15 protein-coding genes, 1 tRNA gene and 2 riboswitches are annotated in these 20,003 nt (G+C 45.4%); of the genes, 14 read left to right on the top strand and 2 right to left on the bottom strand.

The window, feature by feature from the left end:
• Positions 1–2 precede the first annotated feature (2 nt).
• From M3079_RS07935 to M3079_RS07890, 10 genes are all read left to right on the top strand, one after another.
• Positions 3–3,089, top strand: coding sequence for an efflux RND transporter permease subunit (locus tag M3079_RS07935; RefSeq protein WP_249078526.1), 3,087 nt, complete (start codon positions 3–5; stop codon positions 3,087–3,089).
• Positions 3,090–3,233: 144 nt separating this feature from the next.
• Positions 3,234–4,838, top strand: coding sequence for a Na/Pi cotransporter family protein (locus tag M3079_RS07930; protein ID WP_021715616.1), 1,605 nt, complete (start codon positions 3,234–3,236; stop codon positions 4,836–4,838).
• A 67-nt stretch (positions 4,839–4,905) separates the two neighbouring features.
• Positions 4,906–4,980 (top strand) — tRNA-Gly (locus M3079_RS07925).
• 219 nt (positions 4,981–5,199) lie between these two features.
• Positions 5,200–6,483 carry a trigger factor gene (gene tig, locus M3079_RS07920; protein WP_021715617.1) on the top strand — a complete coding sequence of 428 codons (1,284 nt, stop codon included), beginning with the start codon at positions 5,200–5,202 and terminating at the stop codon, positions 6,481–6,483.
• Positions 6,484–6,523: 40 nt separating this feature from the next.
• On the top strand, positions 6,524–7,120 hold the full coding sequence (gene clpP, locus M3079_RS07915) for an ATP-dependent Clp endopeptidase proteolytic subunit ClpP (RefSeq protein ID WP_021715618.1): 597 nt from the start codon (positions 6,524–6,526) through the stop codon (positions 7,118–7,120).
• Positions 7,121–7,142: 22 nt separating this feature from the next.
• Positions 7,143–8,411 (top strand): ATP-dependent Clp protease ATP-binding subunit ClpX, encoded by a 1,269-nt coding sequence (gene clpX, locus M3079_RS07910; protein ID WP_021715619.1) that lies wholly within the window; start codon positions 7,143–7,145, stop codon positions 8,409–8,411.
• Between the two features lie 118 nt (positions 8,412–8,529).
• On the top strand, positions 8,530–10,854 hold the full coding sequence (lon, locus tag M3079_RS07905) for an endopeptidase La (protein ID WP_249078524.1): 2,325 nt from the start codon (positions 8,530–8,532) through the stop codon (positions 10,852–10,854).
• Between the two features lie 4 nt (positions 10,855–10,858).
• Positions 10,859–11,497 (top strand): ribosome biogenesis GTP-binding protein YihA/YsxC, encoded by a 639-nt coding sequence (gene yihA, locus M3079_RS07900; RefSeq protein WP_021715621.1) that lies wholly within the window; start codon positions 10,859–10,861, stop codon positions 11,495–11,497.
• 35 nt (positions 11,498–11,532) lie between these two features.
• Positions 11,533–12,579 carry an AbrB family transcriptional regulator gene (locus tag M3079_RS07895; RefSeq protein WP_249078522.1) on the top strand — a complete coding sequence of 349 codons (1,047 nt, stop codon included), beginning with the start codon at positions 11,533–11,535 and terminating at the stop codon, positions 12,577–12,579.
• A gap of 94 nt (positions 12,580–12,673) precedes the next feature.
• Positions 12,674–12,800, top strand: a riboswitch (cobalamin riboswitch).
• A 339-nt stretch (positions 12,801–13,139) separates the two neighbouring features.
• Complete coding sequence (locus M3079_RS07890; protein WP_021715623.1) at positions 13,140–13,508, top strand: RidA family protein; 369 nt, start codon at positions 13,140–13,142, stop codon at positions 13,506–13,508.
• A gap of 64 nt (positions 13,509–13,572) precedes the next feature.
• Here the strand turns inward: M3079_RS07890 and M3079_RS07885 are convergent, their stop codons facing one another.
• A complete protein-coding gene (locus tag M3079_RS07885) occupies positions 13,573–14,232 on the bottom strand; it encodes a sigma-70 family RNA polymerase sigma factor (RefSeq protein WP_249078521.1) in 660 nt (219 codons plus the stop codon).
• A gap of 299 nt (positions 14,233–14,531) precedes the next feature.
• On the opposite strand from M3079_RS07885, the gene M3079_RS07880 reads away from it, so the two are divergent.
• Both M3079_RS07880 and M3079_RS07875 read left to right on the top strand, forming a co-directional pair.
• Complete coding sequence (locus M3079_RS07880) at positions 14,532–17,273, top strand: autotransporter outer membrane beta-barrel domain-containing protein (RefSeq protein WP_249078519.1); 2,742 nt, start codon at positions 14,532–14,534, stop codon at positions 17,271–17,273.
• A 224-nt stretch (positions 17,274–17,497) separates the two neighbouring features.
• Positions 17,498–17,833, top strand: coding sequence for a helix-turn-helix domain-containing protein (locus M3079_RS07875; RefSeq protein ID WP_249078517.1), 336 nt, complete (start codon positions 17,498–17,500; stop codon positions 17,831–17,833).
• 468 nt (positions 17,834–18,301) lie between these two features.
• Here the strand turns inward: M3079_RS07875 and M3079_RS07870 are convergent, their stop codons facing one another.
• On the bottom strand, positions 18,302–19,210 hold the full coding sequence (locus tag M3079_RS07870; RefSeq protein ID WP_249078514.1) for a cation diffusion facilitator family transporter: 909 nt from the start codon (positions 19,208–19,210) through the stop codon (positions 18,302–18,304).
• A 40-nt stretch (positions 19,211–19,250) separates the two neighbouring features.
• Positions 19,251–19,325, bottom strand: a riboswitch (NiCo riboswitch).
• Positions 19,326–19,544: 219 nt separating this feature from the next.
• On the opposite strand from M3079_RS07870, the gene M3079_RS07865 reads away from it, so the two are divergent.
• Positions 19,545–19,754 carry a FeoA family protein gene (locus M3079_RS07865; RefSeq protein ID WP_021715625.1) on the top strand — a complete coding sequence of 70 codons (210 nt, stop codon included), beginning with the start codon at positions 19,545–19,547 and terminating at the stop codon, positions 19,752–19,754.
• A gap of 12 nt (positions 19,755–19,766) precedes the next feature.
• Positions 19,767–19,988 (top strand): ferrous iron transport protein A, encoded by a 222-nt coding sequence (locus M3079_RS07860; RefSeq protein ID WP_249078513.1) that lies wholly within the window; start codon positions 19,767–19,769, stop codon positions 19,986–19,988.
• Positions 19,989–20,003 lie beyond the last annotated feature (15 nt).

The raw sequence follows: 20,003 nt of genomic DNA, 5'->3' as shown, positions 1-20,003 counted from the left end.
TTATGATAGAGACTTTTATCCGCCGGCCGGTTTTTACTACCATGTTTATTTTACTGCTTGTAGTGTTCGGCATCCGCTGCTACCCGGAAATCGGCGTAGATTTGAACCCTGACGTTGATATGCCTATCGTCAGCGTGCGCGTTACTTACGACGGCGCTTCGCCGGAAGAAATGGAAACGCTTATTACCAAGCCGATAGAAAACCGCGTCAGCCAGGTTGCAGGCTATAAAACCATTTCCAGTACCGTGCTTGAAGGCTACAGCGAAACCGTACTGGAGTTTAACATGGGCGTTGACCCGCAGGCTATGGCCAGCGAAGTGCGCGAAAAGGTTGCCAGTGTGCGCAACCGTCTGCCGGACGATATCGACGAACCGGTAGTACAAACGGTTGATTTAACCTCCCAGTCTATTGTTGCGTACACGTTTTCTTCCGAATCGCGCAGCCGCGGCGAAATACGCCGTTTGATAGAAGACAGCATTCTTGACGAAATGCAGATGGTTGAAGGCGTTGCCGAAGTAACTGCGGTAGGCGCCAGCCAGCGTGTAATACGCCTTGTGGCAAAGCCCGATAAATTAATGGAATACGGAATTTCGTTTCAGGACCTGCTGCAGAAGGTAGATGACGAAAACTACAATACTCCGGGCGGCAAAGCCAGAAACCACGACATGGAAATAACCGTGCGTACCATTGGCAAATACAGCAATATCGACGATATTAAAAAAGTTGTTATTGCCAACCATAATGGCAAAGCCGTGTACATTGGCGACGTGGCGGACGTTATTGACGGCTGGGAAGATGAAGACACCTTTGCCAGTGCCAACGGCGTGCCCTGCGTTATGACCTTCGTGCGCAAACAATCCAAAACCAACACGGTTGACGTTACCGACCGCGTTAACGCCAAAATGGAAGAACTTAAACAGCGCGTAATTCCGCCCGATATTAAGGTTGATATTGTGCGCGACCAGTCTACCTACGTACGCGAAAACATTGCCGACGTGTGGAACACGATTTTCTTCGGCGGCGCGCTGGCGCTGTTTATAACTTATATGTTTCTCGGCAACTTCCGCGCCACCATTATCGGCGGCCTGTGCATACCAACATCAATAATTGCAACCTTCTTTATGATGAAGGCAATGAATTTTACCTTGAACAACATGTCGCTGATGGCGCTGAGCCTTGCGGTAGGCATTTTGATAGACGACGCGATTGTTGTAATCGAAAACATTTTCCGTCATATCGAAATGGGCAAAACGCCGTTTGTGGCAGCCAAAGAAGCGCCGCAGGAAATTTCCCTGGCAATACTGGCAACGTCGCTGTCGTTAATGGCAGTGTTTGTGCCGGTTGGCAGCATGGGCGAAATTATCGGCCAGTATTTTAAACAGTTTGGCTTAACGGTTGCCTTTGCCATAGCGTTTTCCACTCTGGTAGCGTTTTCGCTTACGCCAATGGTTTCCGCCTACTGGCTGAAAGAAGAAAAGCCTGGTGAAAGCCACCGCAACAAATATGTGCAGCTGGCGCTTGATAAATTTGAAGCGGGCTTTCAGATTTTCCGCGGTTTGTACAGCGGCATTATGGAAGCGGCGCTGAACAACCCCAAAAAAGTTATTGCCGCCGGTATAGTTTCGCTGGCAATGAATATTGTGCTGCTGCCGTTTGTAGGTACGGAATACCAGCCGACGTATGATTCCGGCGAGTTTACCGTTAATTTTAAAGCGCCTATCGGCACCAGTATGGAAAAAACGGTAGCACTGGCAACACCTTTGCAAAAAGAAATAACGGCCATGCCGGAAGTAAAAATAGCGGCGCTGAATATCGGCAACGGGCGCAACCCGGTAAACCAGGGTTCTATTGATATCCGCCTTGTGCCGAGTAACGAGCGTGACCGCACCATGCAGCAGATTATGGATGACCTGCGTGCCGAAGTGCGCAACGTTCAGGGCCTGAGCGTTACGGTAGTGTCCAATCAGGGGCGCGGCCGCGGCGACAGCAGGCCGGTGCAGATTGGCCTGCGCGGCAGCGATATTAAACAGCTTAAAGAATACGCGCTGGAGCTTGCCGATTTGGTGCGTAAGGTTCCGGGTGCAACGGATGTCGATATTTCCGATTCGGACGAACAGCCGGAAATTTTAATCAGGCTTGACCAGGCGCGCGCCAGCCTTTTGGGGCTCGATTCTTATTCCGTCGGCGAAGTTGTGGAAATGGCCTTTATGGGCAAAAGCACCGGCAACAGCTTTACAATCGGCGATAATGACTACGATATTATTTTGCAGCTGCCGGAAAGCAAGCGTACCGATATTAATGACGTTAAAAATCTGCGCGTATCTTCGCCGGACGGGCAGTTCATCCGGCTTGGCGACGTTGCCGATATAAGCCTTGGCAGCGGCCCTACGCGTATTGAACGCGAGGACAAGCAGCGCCAGATTGTTGTTTACGCCAACACGGTAGGCACATCTCCGGGCGAACTGATTGCCAAAATACAAAACGAGCTGATACCCAGCATGAATATGCCGCAGGGCTACAACTATAAGCTGATTGGCGAAGCCGATACAATGTCGCGTTCGTTTAACGAAATTGTTAAGGCCATTGTGCTGGCGGTTGTAGTTGTTTATATGGTTCTGGCGGCGCAGTTTGAAAGCTTCAGCCAGCCGGTAATTATTATGGCTTCGCTGCCGTTTGCTGTAGTGGGCGCCGTGCTTGGCCTTTTAATGGCGGGGCAGACGGCCAACATGATGAGTATGATTGGCTTTACCATGCTTTTGGGCCTTGTTACCAAAAACGCCATTTTGCTGATTGACTATGCCAACCAGCAGCGCGAAAAAGGGCTTGATATACGCAGCGCAACGCTGGAAGCCTGCTCACTGCGCCTGCGCCCGATATTGATGACAACGCTTTCAACAATTTTAGGCATGCTGCCTATCGCCATGGGCATTGGCGAAGGCGCGGAGCTGCGCCAGTCCATGGGCGTGGTGCTTGTTGGCGGCCTCATCACTTCAACCATGCTTACACTTCTGGTTGTGCCGGTTGTGTATATGGAATTTGAAAAATGGAAAGAAAAACATTATAAACCTGCCGGAGAGGCAAACGCATAATAAACGGGGCTCTGCAAATTGCAGGGCCTTTTGTATTATCTGTTACAAAATAAATGAAAATCACTTGTGCCATTCCTCTTTAATCTTGTATAATAAATGTAAAGTATAAGTAAAAATTAAGTTAAACAACTTACAGGAGGGCTTATGGTTTACTTTTTCGGATTTTTGGGAGGACTGGCGTTATTTTTATACGGCATGCAGCTTATGGGCGAAGGCCTGCAGCGTGCCGCAGGCGAGAAACTGCAAAAAATACTGGAAAAGCTGACAGGCGTTCTGCCGGTGGCTGTTGCGCTTGGCGCCGTTGTAACAGGTATTTTGCAGTCGAGCAGTGCCACAACGGTAATGACGGTTGGTTTTGTAAACGCAGGGCTGATGAATTTAAAGCAGGCCTTCGGCGTTGTAATGGGTGCCAATATCGGCACCACCATGACGGCACAGCTTATTGCCTTTAAGCTTACCGATTACATCACTCTGTTTCTTGCTATCGGTTTTGCCGTGCATCTTCTGGCAAAACGCCAGCGCGGCAAATATATCGGCCAGGTAATTTTGGGTTTCGGCATTTTAATGCTGGGTATGGAAATGATGAGCGATTCCGTAATGCCGCTGCGCGAATACCAGGGCTTTATTGATTTTATCGGCCGCTTTTCCGATAACCCGATTCTCGGCGTGGGCGTAGGCCTTGTAATGACCATGGTCATTCAGTCCAGCAGCGCAACAATCGGCGTTTTAATTGCCATTGCCAATCAGGGGCTTATTCCGCTGGAAGGCGCAATTCCCGTGCTTCTGGGCGATAATATCGGCACCTGCATTACGGCGGTGCTTGCTTCGCTGCGTGCCAATATTACGGCCAAAAGGGTAGCACTGGCGCATGTAATGTTTAACTTTATCGGCAGCATTATTTTTATAACCTTTATGGGGCTGTTTATAAAACTGGTGCTGGCAATTTCCCCGGCGGACGATATAGCCCGCCAGATTGCCAACGCGCATACGGCGTTTAACGTGGTAAATACGCTGCTGTTTATGCCGTTTACCGGTTTATACATTAAATTTATAGAAAAATGCCTGCCGGGCAAAGGCGAAATTATTTCGCGCAAACCTGCATATCTTGATGAGAAAATGCTGGTAACTCCTTCCATTGCCATGGGGCTTGCCGTTAAGGAAATTGTGCGCATGGGCAACATGGCACGCCATAATGTTGAAGTTGGCATGCAGGCACTGGAAGACAAGGACGAAAATAAAATTAAATACGTACTGGAGCATGAGCCTGTAATTGATGCGCTTGAAGAAGATATAACCCGTTACCTTACCAAAATGAGCGAAAAGGAAATGGGCGCCGAACTTTCGGCAATGCATACAAGGCTGCTGCACGCCTGCACGGATATTGAGCGTATAGGCGACCACGGCGAAGCGCTTGCCAAAGATGCCCGCCGCATGTTTGAAGATGATGTTAAATTCAGCGAAGAAGCCAAAACCGAACTGCGCGCTTTGGGCGAACTGGTTATGCAGGCCAGCGGCAAAGCCATGGAAGCGCTTGCCAATAACGATAAGGTGCTGGCGCAGGAAGCGTGGGATATTTGCCGTCAGGTTAAAAAAGCGCAGAAAGAAATCCGCAAAAACCATATTGTACGCCTTAACGAAAAACGCTGCGACCCTGTTGCCGGGTTTATGATGATGGAAATTTTGATAAATCTGAAGCGCGTTTCCGACCATTCCAAAAATATAAGCCAGATTGTTTTGGGAATTTTTTAAAATTAATTAAAAAAACTGTTGACAAACAGATTTTACTGCTGTATAATTAACTTCGTTGTTGAGAGACGCGGAAATAGCTCAGTGGTAGAGCACCTCCTTGCCAAGGAGGGGGTCGCGAGTTCGAATCTCGTTTTCCGCTCCATGAATTGTCAGCCCGGCAGTTTACTGCCGGGTTTTTTGAATTTATTCAGAAAAGAATAATGATATATTGTAGGAATAGCAGTAAAATTCTTGTCAAGTACCGCTGGTTGTGATATTATATTATGAGCAATGTGTGTAAACAGCTGCATTTTTAACAATAAAACTAATGTAAAAAACATGCTGTAATAATCAGCACATATAATTAAGGGAGGATTTATTAATGAACGTAACAGTAGAAAGAGTCGGCAACGACGCAACTCTTAAAATCACTTTGCCCGCAGAGGAAGTAAACAAAGGCTTTAAAAAAGCCGTTGCAAAAATTGCAGGCCAGGTAAATATCCCCGGCTTCCGTAAAGGCAAAGCCCCCCGCAATATTATCGAAATGCATTATGGCAAAGAAGCAGTAAAACAAGAAGCATTTGAACTGGTTGCTAACCAGTGCTATACCGAAGCTCTGGAACAGGAAAAACTGATTCCGGTATCCGACCCGAAGGTTGAAGATTCTGTATTTGAAGAAAACAAAGATATGGAACTTACCATTAAAGTAACCCTCAAACCGGAAGTTAAACTTGGCGATTACAAAGAACTGCATGTAGAAAAAGAAGCAGTTGAAGTTACCGACGAAGCAGTTGAAGAACAGGTACAGGGCCTGCGCAGCCGCCATGCAAAAATGGTAGAAGCTGAAGAAGGCGCCGTAATTGAAAAAGGCGACTTTGCCATTATCGACTTTGCAGGCACTGTTGACGGCGAACCGTTCAGCGGCGGCGAAGGCAAAGGCTATCCTCTGGAAGTTGGCTCCAACTCCTTTATCCCCGGCTTCGAAGACCAGCTTGTAGGCCTTAAAAAAGGCGATTCCACCGATGTGGACGTAACCTTCCCGGAAGAATACTTTGTTAAAGAACTGGCCGGCAAACAGGCAATTTTCAAAGTAAACGTACAGGATGTAAAACGCAAAGAACTGCCGGAACTTACCGATGAATATGTAGCAGCAAACAGCGATTGCAAAACTGTTGAAGAACTGCGCGCAAGCTACAAAGAACGCATGCAGAAAGCAGCTGAAAACAATGCCCAGATTGCTTATGAAAAAGCATTGATTGACCTTGCAGTTGCCAATGCGGAATTTGAAGTTCCCGAAATTATGATTGAAGACCGCGTAACCCAGATGATTGACGAAATGCGCATGAGCCTTGAAGCACGCAAACTCACTCTGGAACAGTACATGCAGTACAGCGGCATCGACATGAAACAGCTTCGTGAACGCCAGCATGACGCTGCTGTTGAAAACGTTAAAACCGACCTCGTTCTTGACGCTATTGCCAAAGCTGAAAACATCCAGGTATCCATGGAAGATGTTGACAGCGAACTTTCCGCTATCGCTTCCCAGCATGGCGCAACTCTTGAAGACGTTAAGAAAATCATTAAATCCAATGGCACTATGGGCCTGCTGCTCGCAAACATTCTGCGCCGCAAAGCTGCCCATGTAATCATTGACAGCGCAAAATAATTTAAGCGCGGTTAAACCACAGTAAAGGGGTGTGACAATAATGAATTATGTGCCAATAGTTGTAGAACAGTCAAACCGCGGAGAACGCTCTTACGATATATATTCCCGCCTTTTAAAGGACAGGATAGTTTTTGTTACCGGCGAAATAGATGATACTATGGCCAATCTCGTTATCGCCCAGCTGCTCTTTTTAGAGTCGGAAGACCCCGATAAGGATATCCATCTCTACATTAACAGCCCGGGCGGCAGCGTAAGCGCCGGCCTGGCAATTTATGATACAATGCAGTACATAAAGCCTGATGTTTCCACAATCTGCATGGGCATGGCCGCCAGCATGGCATCCGTGCTTCTGGCTGCTGGTGCTCCGGGCAAACGTTTTGCCCTGCCGTACTCCAGAGTTATGATTCATCAGCCGCTGGGCGGCGTTCAGGGGCAGGCTTCCGAAATTGAAATCACCGCGCGCGAAATTCTGCGCCTCCGTGATGAAATGAACGGTATTTTAGCCAGCCATACCGGACAAACCAAAGAAAAGATTGCGCAGGATACTGACCGCGATAACTACATGAGCAGCCAGCAGGCCAAAGAATACGGCCTGATTGACGAAGTGGTATCGCGTAAACCTGCTAATGAAAAATAAAGGCTTTAAGGAGATACTCAAAATGAAATTCGGTGGGGACAATCACCACGATGCCCCGGTTTGCTCTTTTTGCGGCAAGCGCGAAGCGCAGGTCAGCAAAATGTTCAGCAAAGTGCTTGGCGAAGGTGATTTGTTTATTTGCGATGAGTGTATAAAACTCTGCAATGAAATGCTTGAAGAAGAAATGCGGGCAAGGGCTGTAAACCATACTGAAATTGCCGAACTGCCCAAACCCAAAGAAATAAAAGCAATTTTGGATGAATATGTAATCGGTCAGGAAGAAGCTAAAAAAACCCTTGCCGTAGCCGTTTACAACCATTATAAACGCATTGACTACGAACTTAACCATGTTCCCGGCGACAAGGATGTTGAACTGCAAAAATCCAACATTTTAATGCTTGGGCCTACCGGCAGCGGCAAAACACTGCTGGCGCAGACTCTGGCAAAAATATTGCAGGTTCCTTTCGCCATTGCCGATGCCACCGCTTTAACGGAGGCCGGTTATGTAGGCGAGGACGTGGAGAACATTCTGCTGCGTTTAATCCAAAATGCAGATTACGATATTGAACGCGCACAGCGCGGCATTATCTACATTGATGAAATTGACAAAATTTCGCGCAAGTCCGAAAATCCTTCCATTACGAGGGATGTTTCCGGCGAAGGCGTACAGCAGGCTCTGCTGAAAATTCTGGAAGGCACTGTTGCCAACGTTCCGCCGCAGGGCGGGCGCAAACATCCGCATCAGGAATTTTTGCAGATTGATACCACAAATATTCTGTTCATCTGTGGCGGCGCGTTTGACGGACTGGAAAGCATCATCAGCGCACGCACGGGCAAAAAGAATATGGGCTTTGGCGCCGATATTAAAACCAAGGACGAAATCAGCCTGACGGATACCTTTAAAAAGGTACTGCCGGAAGATTTGATGAAGTTTGGTTTGATACCGGAATTTGCCGGACGCCTGCCGGTTGTTGTAACGCTTGAAGCACTGGACAAGGCTGCGCTGATTAAGATTTTGCAGGAGCCTAAAAACGCACTGGTAAAACAGTATCAGCACTTTTTGGCAATGGACAATGTAGAACTTGAATTTGAGCCGGATGCACTGGACGCCATTGCCGAAGAAGCACTGAAACGCAGTGCCGGTGCGCGTGGACTGCGCGCCATTATTGAAGCGGTAATGCGCAATGTAATGTACGACGTGCCTTCGCGCAGTGATGTTGTAAAATGTATTGTAACGGCCGATTCCATCCGCAATCATGCAGAACCTAAAATGATTGTAGCGGCAGGCTGAAAGAAAAATAATGGGGGAAGGGGATTTTAACCTTCCCTCTTTTTGGTTTTATGGGCCTTTTGTGATACAATTATAAGAGATTTGAATTTTAATATAAAATAGGGGGATGCTAATATAAATGGAAGCATCAGGAAAATTAATGCCCCTGCTGGCGTTAAGAGGAATTATCGTATTCCCGGGAATGACGGTAAACCTTGATGTAGGCAGGGATAAATCAATAAATGCGGTTAATGCTGCCATGCAGCTTGATAAAAAAATACTGCTGGTAACTCAGCGCGATGCCGAAACCGCAGACCCGAAACGCGAAGAACTGTATAATTATGGCGTTGTTGCCGAAATTAAGCAGCTTTTAAAACTGCCGAGCGGTGCAATCCGTATTTTAATTCAGGGGCTTGAAAGGGCAGAACTTACTTCGTTAATTGACGCACCTTTTAAAGATACTTACCTTGAAGGTTTTGCCATGCCGGTAGCCAGCGTTGAGCCGGAAGAAAATTCCGAAACCGAAGCTATGCGCCGCGTGCTGCTGCAAAGCTTTGAAAAATGGCTTATTACCGGCAAAAAAGTAACCACCGAAGTTATGCTTAACTTTAAAAACATAACTACCGCCGGTGAAATTGCCGATATCATTGCCGGTTATTTAACAATCAGCATTGACGAAAAAGAAGAACTGCTGGAACTTGCCGATGTAAAAGAGCGTATGCACAAGCTGCATACTTTTTTGTGCAAAGAACTTGAAATTGCCGAACTCGAAAAAAACATTACGCAGGAAGTACGCAAACAAATAGAAAAAAACCAGCGTGAATATTATCTGCGCGAGCAAATTAAGGTTATTAACAAAGAGCTTGGCGAAGGCGACGAACGCAAGGCCGAAGTTGACGAATATAAAAAACAGATGGAAGGCCGCGACCTGCCGCCCGAAGTAGCAGATAAAATTAACAAAGAGCTTGACCGCTTGTATAAAATGCCGCCGATGATGGCAGAAAGCGGCGTTATCCGCAATTATGTGGAAACGCTTCTTGCTTTGCCGTGGGGTATTTACGGCAAGGATAACTTTGATTTAAAACACGCCGAAAAAGTGCTTAACAAAGACCACTACGGCCTTGAAAAAGTTAAAGAGCGCATTTTGGAATACCTTGCGGTGCGTGCTCTTACCAAAAGCGGCAAAGGGCCTATTTTGTGCCTCGTCGGGCCGCCGGGCGTGGGCAAAACTTCACTGGCGCAGTCTGTTGCCCGCGCTATCGACCGCAAATTTACACGCATGTCGCTGGGCGGCGTGCATGACGAAGCCGAAATCCGCGGCCACCGCCGCACCTATATCGGCGCAATGCCGGGCCGCATTATTCACGGCATGCAAACCTGCGGCGTTATGAACCCGGTTTTCCTGCTGGACGAAGTGGACAAAATGTCGTCCGATTTCCGCGGCGACCCTGCTTCCGCACTGCTTGAAGTTTTAGACCCGGAACAGAACAACACCTTCAGCGACCATTATGTTGAAATACCTTTCGACTTGTCGCAGGTATTCTGGATTGTAACGGCCAACACCGTGGAAACAATTCCGCCCGCACTGCTCGACCGTATGGAAGTGGTGCAGCTTTCCAGTTATACCGAAGATGAAAAGGTAAAAATTGCCGAACTGCATCTTTTGCCGAAAGAACGCCAGAATAACGGCTTAACTGCCAAAACGCTTTCCATAACGGAAGATGCGCTGCGCATGATTATACGCGGCTATACGCGCGAAGCAGGCGTGCGCAATCTGGAACGCAAAATTGCGGCAGTCTGCCGTAAAACCGCTCTGCGCATTGTTAACGGCGAAGCCAAAAGCGCAAAAGTAACAGCTAAAAATTTACATAAATATCTCGGCAAAGTAATTTATCTGGAAGATGATGTAAGCCTTGAAGCAGCAGCCGGCATCTGCACCGGCCTTGCGTGGACCCGCGTCGGCGGCGAACTGCTTAAGGTAGAAGTTGTGGCCTGCAAAGGCAAGGGGCATCTTGCGTTAACGGGCCAGCTTGGCGACGTTATGAAAGAATCTGCCCAGGCGGGTTATACCTACATCCGTTCGCGCGCAGATGAACTTGGCCTTGACAAAGATTTTTACGAAACTACCGATATTCATATTCACCTTCCGGAAGGCGCAATACCTAAAGACGGGCCTTCGGCCGGCATTACCATGGCAACGGCAATGATATCGGCGTTAACGGGCCGCAAAGTTAAAAAGAACCTTGCCATGACTGGCGAAATAACGCTTTCCGGCAGAGTGCTTCCGGTTGGCGGTATTAAGGAAAAATTCCTGGCTGCCCACCGCTACGGCGTAAAAACCATAATTATGCCGGCTAAAAACGAGCAGGATTTGGAAGAACTGCCCGCAAACGTACGTGCAAAAATGCACTTTATTCCCGTAAAACATATGGACGAGGTGTTAAAAATAGCATTGGAGGATTAACGCGATGAACAAAGGAGTTTGGGACATAGTCCGTGCGCAGTTTGTCACGTCTGCCGTTAAGGCAGAACAGTACCCTTCGCCGCAAATGATTGAAGCCGCCTTTATCGGGCGCTCCAATGTCGGCAAATCTTCTCTTATTAACTCGCTCTGCCGCCGCAACGGGCTGGCACGCGTAAGCGCCACCCCCGGCAAAACGCAAACAATTAACTACTATTTGCTGAATGCCAAACGCAATGTAGAAGGCGGCGCCGATACAGCACAGTTTTACCTTGTCGATTTGCCCGGTTACGGCTTTGCCAAAACAGGCAAATCCAATAAAGATTTATGGTCCGGCTTTATCAGCAAATATCTTTCAGGTTCGGACAACCTGGCATTAGTATGCCAGCTGATTGATATCCGCCATAAGCCGATGGAAAGCGACATAGAGTGTTACCACTGGCTGCTGGGCTGCGGCCTTAACGTGCAGATTATTCTCACCAAAGCCGATAAACTTTCCAAAAATGCAGCCATGGCTCAGAAAGCACTTTTTAAACGCGAACTTGGGCTTGATGACAGCCGCATTATAACTTATTCGGTAACGCAGAACACTATGCGCAGTGAACTTATTAACCGTATTATGACGGCACTGGAAAACCACAGATGATTTTGTAAGCGCACAGATTGTAGGGAGTGGTTTGTATGGGGATTTTTGACATAATGCTGCATGTAAGGCGCCTGATGATGTTCGGGCTGGCAGTGCTTATAGGCTTTCTTTTTCAATACATGGCAATACCTATACCGTTTTTGCTCGGCGGCATAGTATCATCCATGTTCTGGAAAGTTATAGGCGCACAGGTATATTGGCCGCGCCAGTGGCGCGAACTGGGCCTTTGCGTAGCCGGTTACGGCATTGGGCGCAACTTTACGGCAGAAACCATGCACGAACTTTCCATGCAGTCGCTTGGTGTGCTTGAAGCAACCGGCGCCGCCGTAGGCGCTTCGGTTATTATAGCGTGGTGGACATCACGCCACAGCTACGCCAATCTGCAAAGCTGCGTAATGGGCTGTATGCCCGGCGGGCTTACGCAGATGATGCTTATGAGCGAAACCGACAAGCGCGTTGATTTCAGCGTGGTAATGGTAATGCAAACCCTGCGCCTCATGAGCGCCATTATCATCGTACCGTTTCTGGTTGTGCATGGCCTTGGTGCAGAAATAAAAGACACCGCACTTCCGGCAGCACAAACAGGTGGCTACACCTGGCTGTGGATGGTGCCTATCGCAGCAATTGGCGCTGTTGTTCTGCAAAAGCTGCATATACCAACGCCGCGCCTGTTGGGGCCAACGATCGCCGCGTCTGCCTGCTCATACTTCTTCGGCACCTTTCAGCCCGTGCCCGACCCTCTCATGACGGTTGCGCAAATAAGCATCGGCCTGTACATGGGCATGCTGCTTGATCCTGCGCGCATAAAAGAAACTGCCCGCCTTATGCCGTTTATAATAACAGGCATCTTAATAATTATTGCTGTCAGCGTTGCCATGGCCTACTATCTTTCCGGTATTTACGGCTTTTCGCTTATAACCGCCTTTTTGGCAATGGCCCCCGGCGGCATTGCCGAAATGTGCCTTGCAGGCATGAGCATGGGCGAAAACGTTTCGATAATTTTAACCTATCAGCTGGTTAGAATGCTTATTTTAAATATCACCGTGCCAATGGGGCTGACGTGGTACTTTAAAGATAAATAATATCAATTAGGATATTATAACGCAAAAATAAAAATGGTAAATTTTTACCAAAAGGCTTGACAACACTATTAGTAATAGTTATAATTAGGGCAACAAATCAATATTTCGTACAGGTACAGTAACTGTTTAAATGTTTATCGGTGCAAATCCGATGCGATCCCGTCGCCGTAACGGCAATAAAAGCCGGAGCCGGTCACCCAGCCTGTATAAGCATCACTGCTTGACCTGCGGGAGACAGGAAGGAGATGTTTACTAACCAACCGGCTTTGTTTATGTGAGAGTGGCAGGGCCTCTTGATTGTAATTATCTGAACCCGTCTTTTCGTTTTGGAAAGACGGGTTTTTATCTTGCCTGCGCAGGTTGGAATATTGATTTTTAAAATTCATTTAACATTCTCAGATACTCATTCTCTACTCCTCTTGCAGTGCCCGTTGGGGTGCAGGTGCTGCTTTGGCCGCCGTGTTTTTACGGCGGCTGTTTTATTTTGCCGCAAAAAGTTGAGCAAAATCTCTTTTGCTGTTATACTTAAAACAGAAAAAATATTTTCAGGAGGTTTTAAAATGAAAGTAATTTCTACCGAAAAAGCTCCGGCCGCTATTGGCCCATACTCTCAGGCAATTGAAATTGGCGGCATGCTTTTTGCTTCCGGGCAGATTCCTGTTGACCCTGCTACCGGCGAAGTGCCGGAAGGCATTACCGCACAAGCAGAACAAAGCTGCAAAAATGTAGGCGCAATTTTGGCAGAAGCAGGCCTTGGCTACGAAAACGTAGTAAAAACCACCTGCTTTTTGGCAGATATGGCAGACTTTGCCGCTTTTAACGAAGTTTATGCCAAATATTTTACAGGCAAACCCGCACGCAGCTGCGTTGCCGTTAAAGGCATACCCAAAGGCGTACTTTGCGAAATTGAAGTAATTGCCGCAAAATAACAAACTAACAAAAAAGGTTGTACCGGCTGGCAAAAGCCATACAGTACAACCTTTTTTATTTTTATTATGAAACTTTATACCTTAAATTTTTAAGAGCCTGTTTATGGTGTTTGGTAACCATGGCAGGCGTGCAGTTTAATAATCTGGCTGTTTCTTTGCCGCTTAAGCCTTCAAAATATAAAGCGTTAATAGTTTTTTGCTGTTTGGCGCTTAACTTATTAAGTGCCAGTTTCAATAAAATACTTAATTCCTCACGTTCAATAACATCGTCGCTGAACTCAGCGCCTTCTGCCTTACTGTCGGGCAGGGGCGCTTTTTTATTTTCATCCGCCCAAACTTTTTTAACTTCGTCATATAGTGCAAAGTGAATACGGCATCTAACATATCCTGCAAAATGCTCGTAATCAGCGCCGTTGTATGTTAATACAAGCTCAATAAACTTTAACCTTGCAAGGCTTAAACCTTCATCAAAGCCAAGGGCATTGTAGAACATATCGCGGCGCATTTCACTGTGGAACAAAGGCTCAAAAGCAAGGCAAAGCTGTTCCAAAGCCTGTTTATTGCCATTTTGGGCAGCAGTAATTAAACTTTTTGTTTTATTTGCCAAAGTGGTAAAAGTTTTGTGGCGTACGGTTTTGGGAATAATATCCATTTCCGGCACGGCAGATTTTAAAACCCTGCCCGGTATTTGGCTGAAAGATGACAAATTTTTTCTTTGAATCACAAAAACCTCCAAATTTTAAACTTACCAGCTTTACCGTGGCCACGCAAAAGCGGCGTAAGCAAGATTATAACGGAATGTTTGGCGATTTGTAAAGACCTTGTTTTAAAAATTTTTATATGTTAAATTAAAAGTTTTGGCTTTACAAAAAAAGTTACCGGTGCGCAAGACAACGTACAGTACGGATTATTTATTTAGTAAGCGTCTTGCGGGGGGGTAAAGGTATGGTATAATTTCAGTAAGCGAGTTGTTTATAAATAAATATTAAAAAATCTTAAAGATGATGAAAGGGATGTTAATTTATGAAAAGCAATAAGCTGTTGGCAAAAAGTATTACCCTTGGTTTAATTTTGGCAATGCCGTATGGCGTTGTAAGTGCGAATGAAATTACTATTGATAGTAAATATGTAAACGGTGAAACAATAACTGGTATTAATGCCGAAGATACTATCGTTTATAAAGGCGTAGATACTTTAACTGTTGAAAATGAAGCTGGTATAAAAAATGCGGCAAGTTTAACTGTTAATCAAAATCTGACTAATAGAGGTACTATTCAGGATATTGGAAGTTTGGTTACAACCGGTAATTTAACAAATGGAACAAGTACGTATAATAGTACTATTACTGTTGGCAGTTTAAACGTATCTGGCAACGTGGTTAACAGTAATAAAATTGCCGTTACCGGTTCTGCTGAATTTAATAATTTAGATAACTGGGGAGATAATAAAGGTGACGCACATAATGGAGAGTTTGTTGCAGATACTATTATCGCTACTGGTTATATCAACAATGATATAGGTGCAACTATTAAAGTTACCGATAGTATGAGTGCCGTCGGTAATATTACTAATAGTGGTACTTTAACAGCAACTGATGCTGCTGTTTCAACTGAAGCTAATTTTACTAATAACGGAACTACCGAAGCTGCTTCTATTACCGGTAAAAAAGTAACCAATAATGTTGGCGGAACTGTTACTGTAAGCGGTGATGTAACTGTTACCGGGACGACACAAAATGTTACATGGGATGGGCAGTTAAAAAATTTTGGAAGCTTTGAAGCAAAAAATTTAAATGTACAATCTTCTATGATAAATGGTGATGGAACTAATAAAGCCACACTAACCATTAAAGGCAGCATTAATGGTGATAAAAAGGATTTGTATATCATAAATAGAGCTGGTTCTGAAATTAGTGTTGAAGAAAATGTATATGGTACTTTAAATAACCAAGGCAAAGTTACTGTGAACGGAACGTTGACTGTAACCGGTACTTCAAGCAGAAACTCCAGTTTATCGTCAGCTGATGAAAATTCATTTATAAAAGCGAAGGAAGTTATTGTTCAAGGTTATACTAAAATTAATGGTACTGCCGAGATTAATGAATTAACTGTAAATGATACTGTTGAAGTTAACGCCGATGGCAGTAAGCTTACACTTAATACTGTAAATGTTAACGATAATATTCAATTCCGTGATAATACGGGAGCTGTAAAATTAACAACTGTAAACCTTAATGGTGATGACGCTTCATTGCAGGCTGGCGGTACAAGCATTAAAATTGATAGTGTTAATGTGGACGGCAATGGTGCAATAGAAGCGTGGGATTGGGATAATTCTACAAATGATACTGCTATTAATGTTGGTACAGTAACAGTTAATGGTAAATTGAGCATTACAAATAATGGCGGAGAAAATTCATCTTTTAAAGCAGGAACTATTACTTTAGAAGATGGTGCTACGTTAGAAAACGCAGATAGACAAACTAATAGCGGCGATTGGACAAGCGCTTTTGGTAGTTTTACAGTTGATGCTTTAACCGGTACTAATTCCAGCATTATTAACGAAGGCAAAATGAATATTGGCACTTTAAATGGTGAAAATAACAATATTACGCTAGACAGCCTTGATAAAGCGCAAGTTACTATCGGCACCAATCACAGCACCGGCTTGCAGGTTACAGGCACAAGTGAAGCAACCAGCCAGTTTAACAGAAACGACCTTGCTGGTAGCTTGCAGGATTTAGCAGATACTGTTGAAATTACAAATGGTAATCAGTTAGACAGCGTACTTGCACAGGAAAGTGGTATTATAGGCGAAACTACTGCATTGGTAGATGAATATGGCAATATTATAGCTAATACTGTTATTGAAAAAGGGCATATTGCCAACGAAGGCATTACCGAACTTGCCAATGTAGCCTTTATGGCATGGCGTGCAGAAAATGACGAAATGCACCAGCGTATGGGTGAACTGCGCAGCAGTAACGGCGAAGCAGGTATTTGGGCACGCATGAAACGCGGCGAAAGCAAATACGGCGATATGGATATTAAAAACCAGTACAGCACTTATCAGTTAGGCTATGATGAAAAAGTAGGCGACAGCAACTGGTATATCGGCGGCGCCATCAGCCGTACCGAAGGCAAGAGCAGCTTTGCAACCGGCAGTGGTGAAAACCAGTCCACCGGCTTTACCGTATACGGTACTTACGTTGCTGACGACGGACAATATGTTGATTTAAGCGCTAAATACGCACGTTTGGATAACGAATTTGATGTATTTGGATGCAGCGGCATTGAAAGCACCGGCGATTACAGAAACAACGGTTATGCCTTCAGCGCTGAATATGGCAAACGTATTGAAGCTGGCAATGATTTTTGGGTAGAGCCGCAGGTACAGTTAACTTACGGTCATTTAAGCAGTGCTAACTATACCACGAGCCGTGACGTAAGAGTAACGCAGGACGCAATGGACAGCGTAGTAGGGCGTTTGGGCTTTGCGGCAGGCAAAGATATTGGTGCAGGCAATGTATATGTAAAAGCAAGCTATCTGTACGATTTTGACGGAGATACCAATGTAAAAATGACAGACGGCAAAAACAATGCCGTTTATGACCAGGACCTTGGCGGCGGCTGGTTTGAAGTAGGCATTGGCACCAACATCAACCTCAGTGAAAATTCGCACCTGTATTTTGATGTGGAAAAAACATACGGCGGAGATATTGAAACTCCGTGGCAGTGGAATGCCGGTGTAAGATTTGATTTTTAATGTAAGGTAATTAAGACAGCTTATATAGTTTAAGAAAGATTTGTACTGTAAGGCGGCATGCAAAAACTGCGGCGGCTTAATTTAAGGTAATTGCTTTAGAGAGTCCGGTGCTGTGCCAGGACGGAATCGGAGGAGCCGCAGCATTTTTGCAGAGCCGAACAGTGCAAACTTTCTTATTTTTTACTGTATTTTAATATTATGTTATACATAAAAAGATGATAATTATGGCAAAAGTACCTTTTAACGAAGCAAAATTTAAGCAAATTGCCGGTAACTGTACGGCAGAATACGTTAACTATATGCCGCGCGGCAAAAACGGTATGCGCTGCTGGGAGATTAAAGCACAAAAGCCTGACGGCGACTATATGATAGTAGTTTTGTGCGATTACGGTTATAAGGTCGATGGCAAAACAGTGGAGATAACCCCTTTTAAAAACCGTGATGGGCGCAACGAAGAAATTTACCGCCTGTACCACGAAGAAGGTTTATCACAATTATTTTTGGCTAATTTGTTTAATATGAGCCAGCCTTCCGTTTCGTTGATAGTGAATAAAAAATAAATAAGCATGCTGCTGTATAACAGCGGCATGCTTATTATCTTTACATAAGTATAGTTTTTTGTTAAAATAAACAGGCAAATGTGCTGCCATAACGGTAGGCGGTTAGCCCTCTGCGGAGGGACTGTGACCCTCCGGTAATATAGAATCCGCTTGACGGAAATACTATTGAGGAGGGGAATAGCGTGGATATATTATCGCTGTTAGCTGTAATAGGCTATACAGTAACAATCTTTTCTGTGGGTTATTCCCTGGGAAAAGATATATCACGGAAAAACAGATAACCGCCACAAGCCCAATTTGTGACGGTTATCAATAACCAAGTTATAAATTTGCGGCTAACCGTCTATCGGCAGCACATTTGTTATTTCTATATTTATTATAACAAACACAGTAAAAAAGTCAAATTATATATTATGCCTGTACAGTGCTGAACGCCGTACAGGCTTTTTATTTTGCTTGATAAGCTGTTTAAAAATTATGGTGCGTTTCGCTGCAGGGGTTAATATGCACCATGCAGTGCTTAACTTCCGGAAACTGTTTTTCTATCTGCTCGTGAATGTTTTCGGCAATGGCGTGTGCTTCAACAAGGGTTAAGTGGTCATCTGCGCTTATTTCAACATCCACATATACGCGCGAGCCAAAAATGCGCGTTTGCAGTTTGTCTACATGGTCTACGCCTTTTTGCGCGGCAATAAGCTCCTGCATTTGTTCAACGGTTTCTTCGTCGCAGCTGCGGTCTACCATACGGTCGATAGCGTCTGTAAAAACATCGTATGCGCCTTTAATAATCATCAGGCAAATGGCAATGGCGGCCAGCGGGTCAAAAATGGGGTAGCCAAGCATGGCTCCGCTGATGCCGATAAGGCTGCCGACTGAGGTTAAGGCGTCGTTGCGGTGGTGCAGGGCGTCTGCCAAAAGCGCGCCGCTGTTTATTTTTTTTGCTACGCTGCGGGTGTACCAGTACATGCCTTCCTTGCTTATAATGGCAAGGGCTGCAACGGCAAGCGTTATGCCGTCCGGTGCGGCCAGTTCGCCTTCGGCGGAAAAGTGCAGTATTTTTTGTATTCCGGCAAAGCCGATGCCCGCACCTGCCAGTGCCAGAAGCGCCGACATGATGATGGAGGCAACACATTCCATGCGTTCGTGTCCGTACTGATGTTCCATATCGGAGGCTTTGTGCGATATTTTTATGCCGGCCATAACAATAAGGTTGCTGAAAATATCAGACGCCGAATCGACTGCATCCGAAACAAGGGCGGCCGAATGGCCCAAAATGCCTGCGGCAAATTTGGAGGCTGCCAGAAACACGTTAAGGGCAATGCCTTTTTTTACCGTGCTGAGGGCAAGGGTTTGATTTAAAGATTGGTCTTGCTGCATTTAAATTTCTCCTTAAAACAAAATACATCTGCGGAACTACTCCTGTCCCGCAGATGTAGGATAATCTGCTGCCGTAAGGCCCGGCCGATTTTACGGCCTGATCAGCTTGTACTGTAGTTGCAGTGCAAAAAGATTAACTAAATTGTAATAAGGCTTTGTTTTTTTGTCAAGTATGTTTTGTAAAAGTTTATTTACAAAAAAGTTTACTAAAACTTATTGACAAAACTTGTTAGCGGTAGTAAACTACAATTTGCAAAGAAAGTTAGAATAAACTAACTTAAAAAGCAATATAAGGTTAGCTCCGGCTATACAGAAGAAGGGGATGGTTCCAATTATGCCGTTGACTTTTGCCGCAACCGGCGAGGTAAACACCATTAAAGCCGTACGCGGAAGAAATGAAACAGTACGTTTTTTGGAAAGCATGGGGTTTGTAGAAGGGGCAGCTATTACCGTCGTATCCAAACTTGCCGGAAATTTAATCGTCAATGTTAAAGACGCGCGTGTTGCTTTAAACAAAGATCTTGCTTCAAAAATAATGATTTAACGGAGGTATGCCATGAAAACGCTTAAAAATGTTGAGTGCGGCCAGACTGTTAAAGTAAGCCGGCTTGGGGGAGAAGGCGCTGTAAGACGCCGTATTATGGATATGGGCATTACCAAGGGCACAGAAATTTATGTGCGTAAGGTTGCGCCGCTCGGTGACCCTATTGAAGTAACTGTAAGGGGCTACGAGCTTTCGCTGCGCAAAGGTGAAGCTGAAAACATTGTGGTTGAATGATTTGAGGAGGGATTG

It is taken from the genome of Phascolarctobacterium sp. ET69 (assembly GCF_023336935.1).
In the GTDB taxonomy this organism is placed as follows: domain Bacteria; phylum Bacillota; class Negativicutes; order Acidaminococcales; family Acidaminococcaceae; genus Fusicatenibacter_A; species Fusicatenibacter_A intestinipullorum.
This window is presented reverse-complemented; position numbering and strand designations above follow the sequence as displayed.

What these genes read in the sequence shown, in the direction of transcription:
- M3079_RS07860 (WP_249078513.1), top strand. Translation starts at nt 19,767, where the DNA reads ATGAAAACGCTTAAAAATGTTGAGTGCGGCCAGACTGTTAAAGTAAGC.
- M3079_RS07890 (WP_021715623.1), top strand. Translation starts at nt 13,140, where the DNA reads ATGAAAGTAATTTCTACCGAAAAAGCTCCGGCCGCTATTGGCCCATAC.
- M3079_RS07865 (WP_021715625.1), top strand. Translation starts at nt 19,545, where the DNA reads ATGCCGTTGACTTTTGCCGCAACCGGCGAGGTAAACACCATTAAAGCC.
- M3079_RS07935 (WP_249078526.1), top strand. Translation starts at nt 3, where the DNA reads ATGATAGAGACTTTTATCCGCCGGCCGGTTTTTACTACCATGTTTATT.
- lon (WP_249078524.1), top strand. Translation starts at nt 8,530, where the DNA reads ATGGAAGCATCAGGAAAATTAATGCCCCTGCTGGCGTTAAGAGGAATT.
- tig (WP_021715617.1), top strand. Translation starts at nt 5,200, where the DNA reads ATGAACGTAACAGTAGAAAGAGTCGGCAACGACGCAACTCTTAAAATC.
- clpP (WP_021715618.1), top strand. Translation starts at nt 6,524, where the DNA reads ATGAATTATGTGCCAATAGTTGTAGAACAGTCAAACCGCGGAGAACGC.
- M3079_RS07895 (WP_249078522.1), top strand. Translation starts at nt 11,533, where the DNA reads ATGGGGATTTTTGACATAATGCTGCATGTAAGGCGCCTGATGATGTTC.
- yihA (WP_021715621.1), top strand. Translation starts at nt 10,859, where the DNA reads ATGAACAAAGGAGTTTGGGACATAGTCCGTGCGCAGTTTGTCACGTCT.
- M3079_RS07875 (WP_249078517.1), top strand. Translation starts at nt 17,498, where the DNA reads ATGGCAAAAGTACCTTTTAACGAAGCAAAATTTAAGCAAATTGCCGGT.
- clpX (WP_021715619.1), top strand. Translation starts at nt 7,143, where the DNA reads ATGAAATTCGGTGGGGACAATCACCACGATGCCCCGGTTTGCTCTTTT.
- M3079_RS07930 (WP_021715616.1), top strand. Translation starts at nt 3,234, where the DNA reads ATGGTTTACTTTTTCGGATTTTTGGGAGGACTGGCGTTATTTTTATAC.
- M3079_RS07870 (WP_249078514.1), bottom strand. Translation starts at nt 19,210, where the DNA reads ATGCAGCAAGACCAATCTTTAAATCAAACCCTTGCCCTCAGCACGGTA.
- M3079_RS07880 (WP_249078519.1), top strand. Translation starts at nt 14,532, where the DNA reads ATGAAAAGCAATAAGCTGTTGGCAAAAAGTATTACCCTTGGTTTAATT.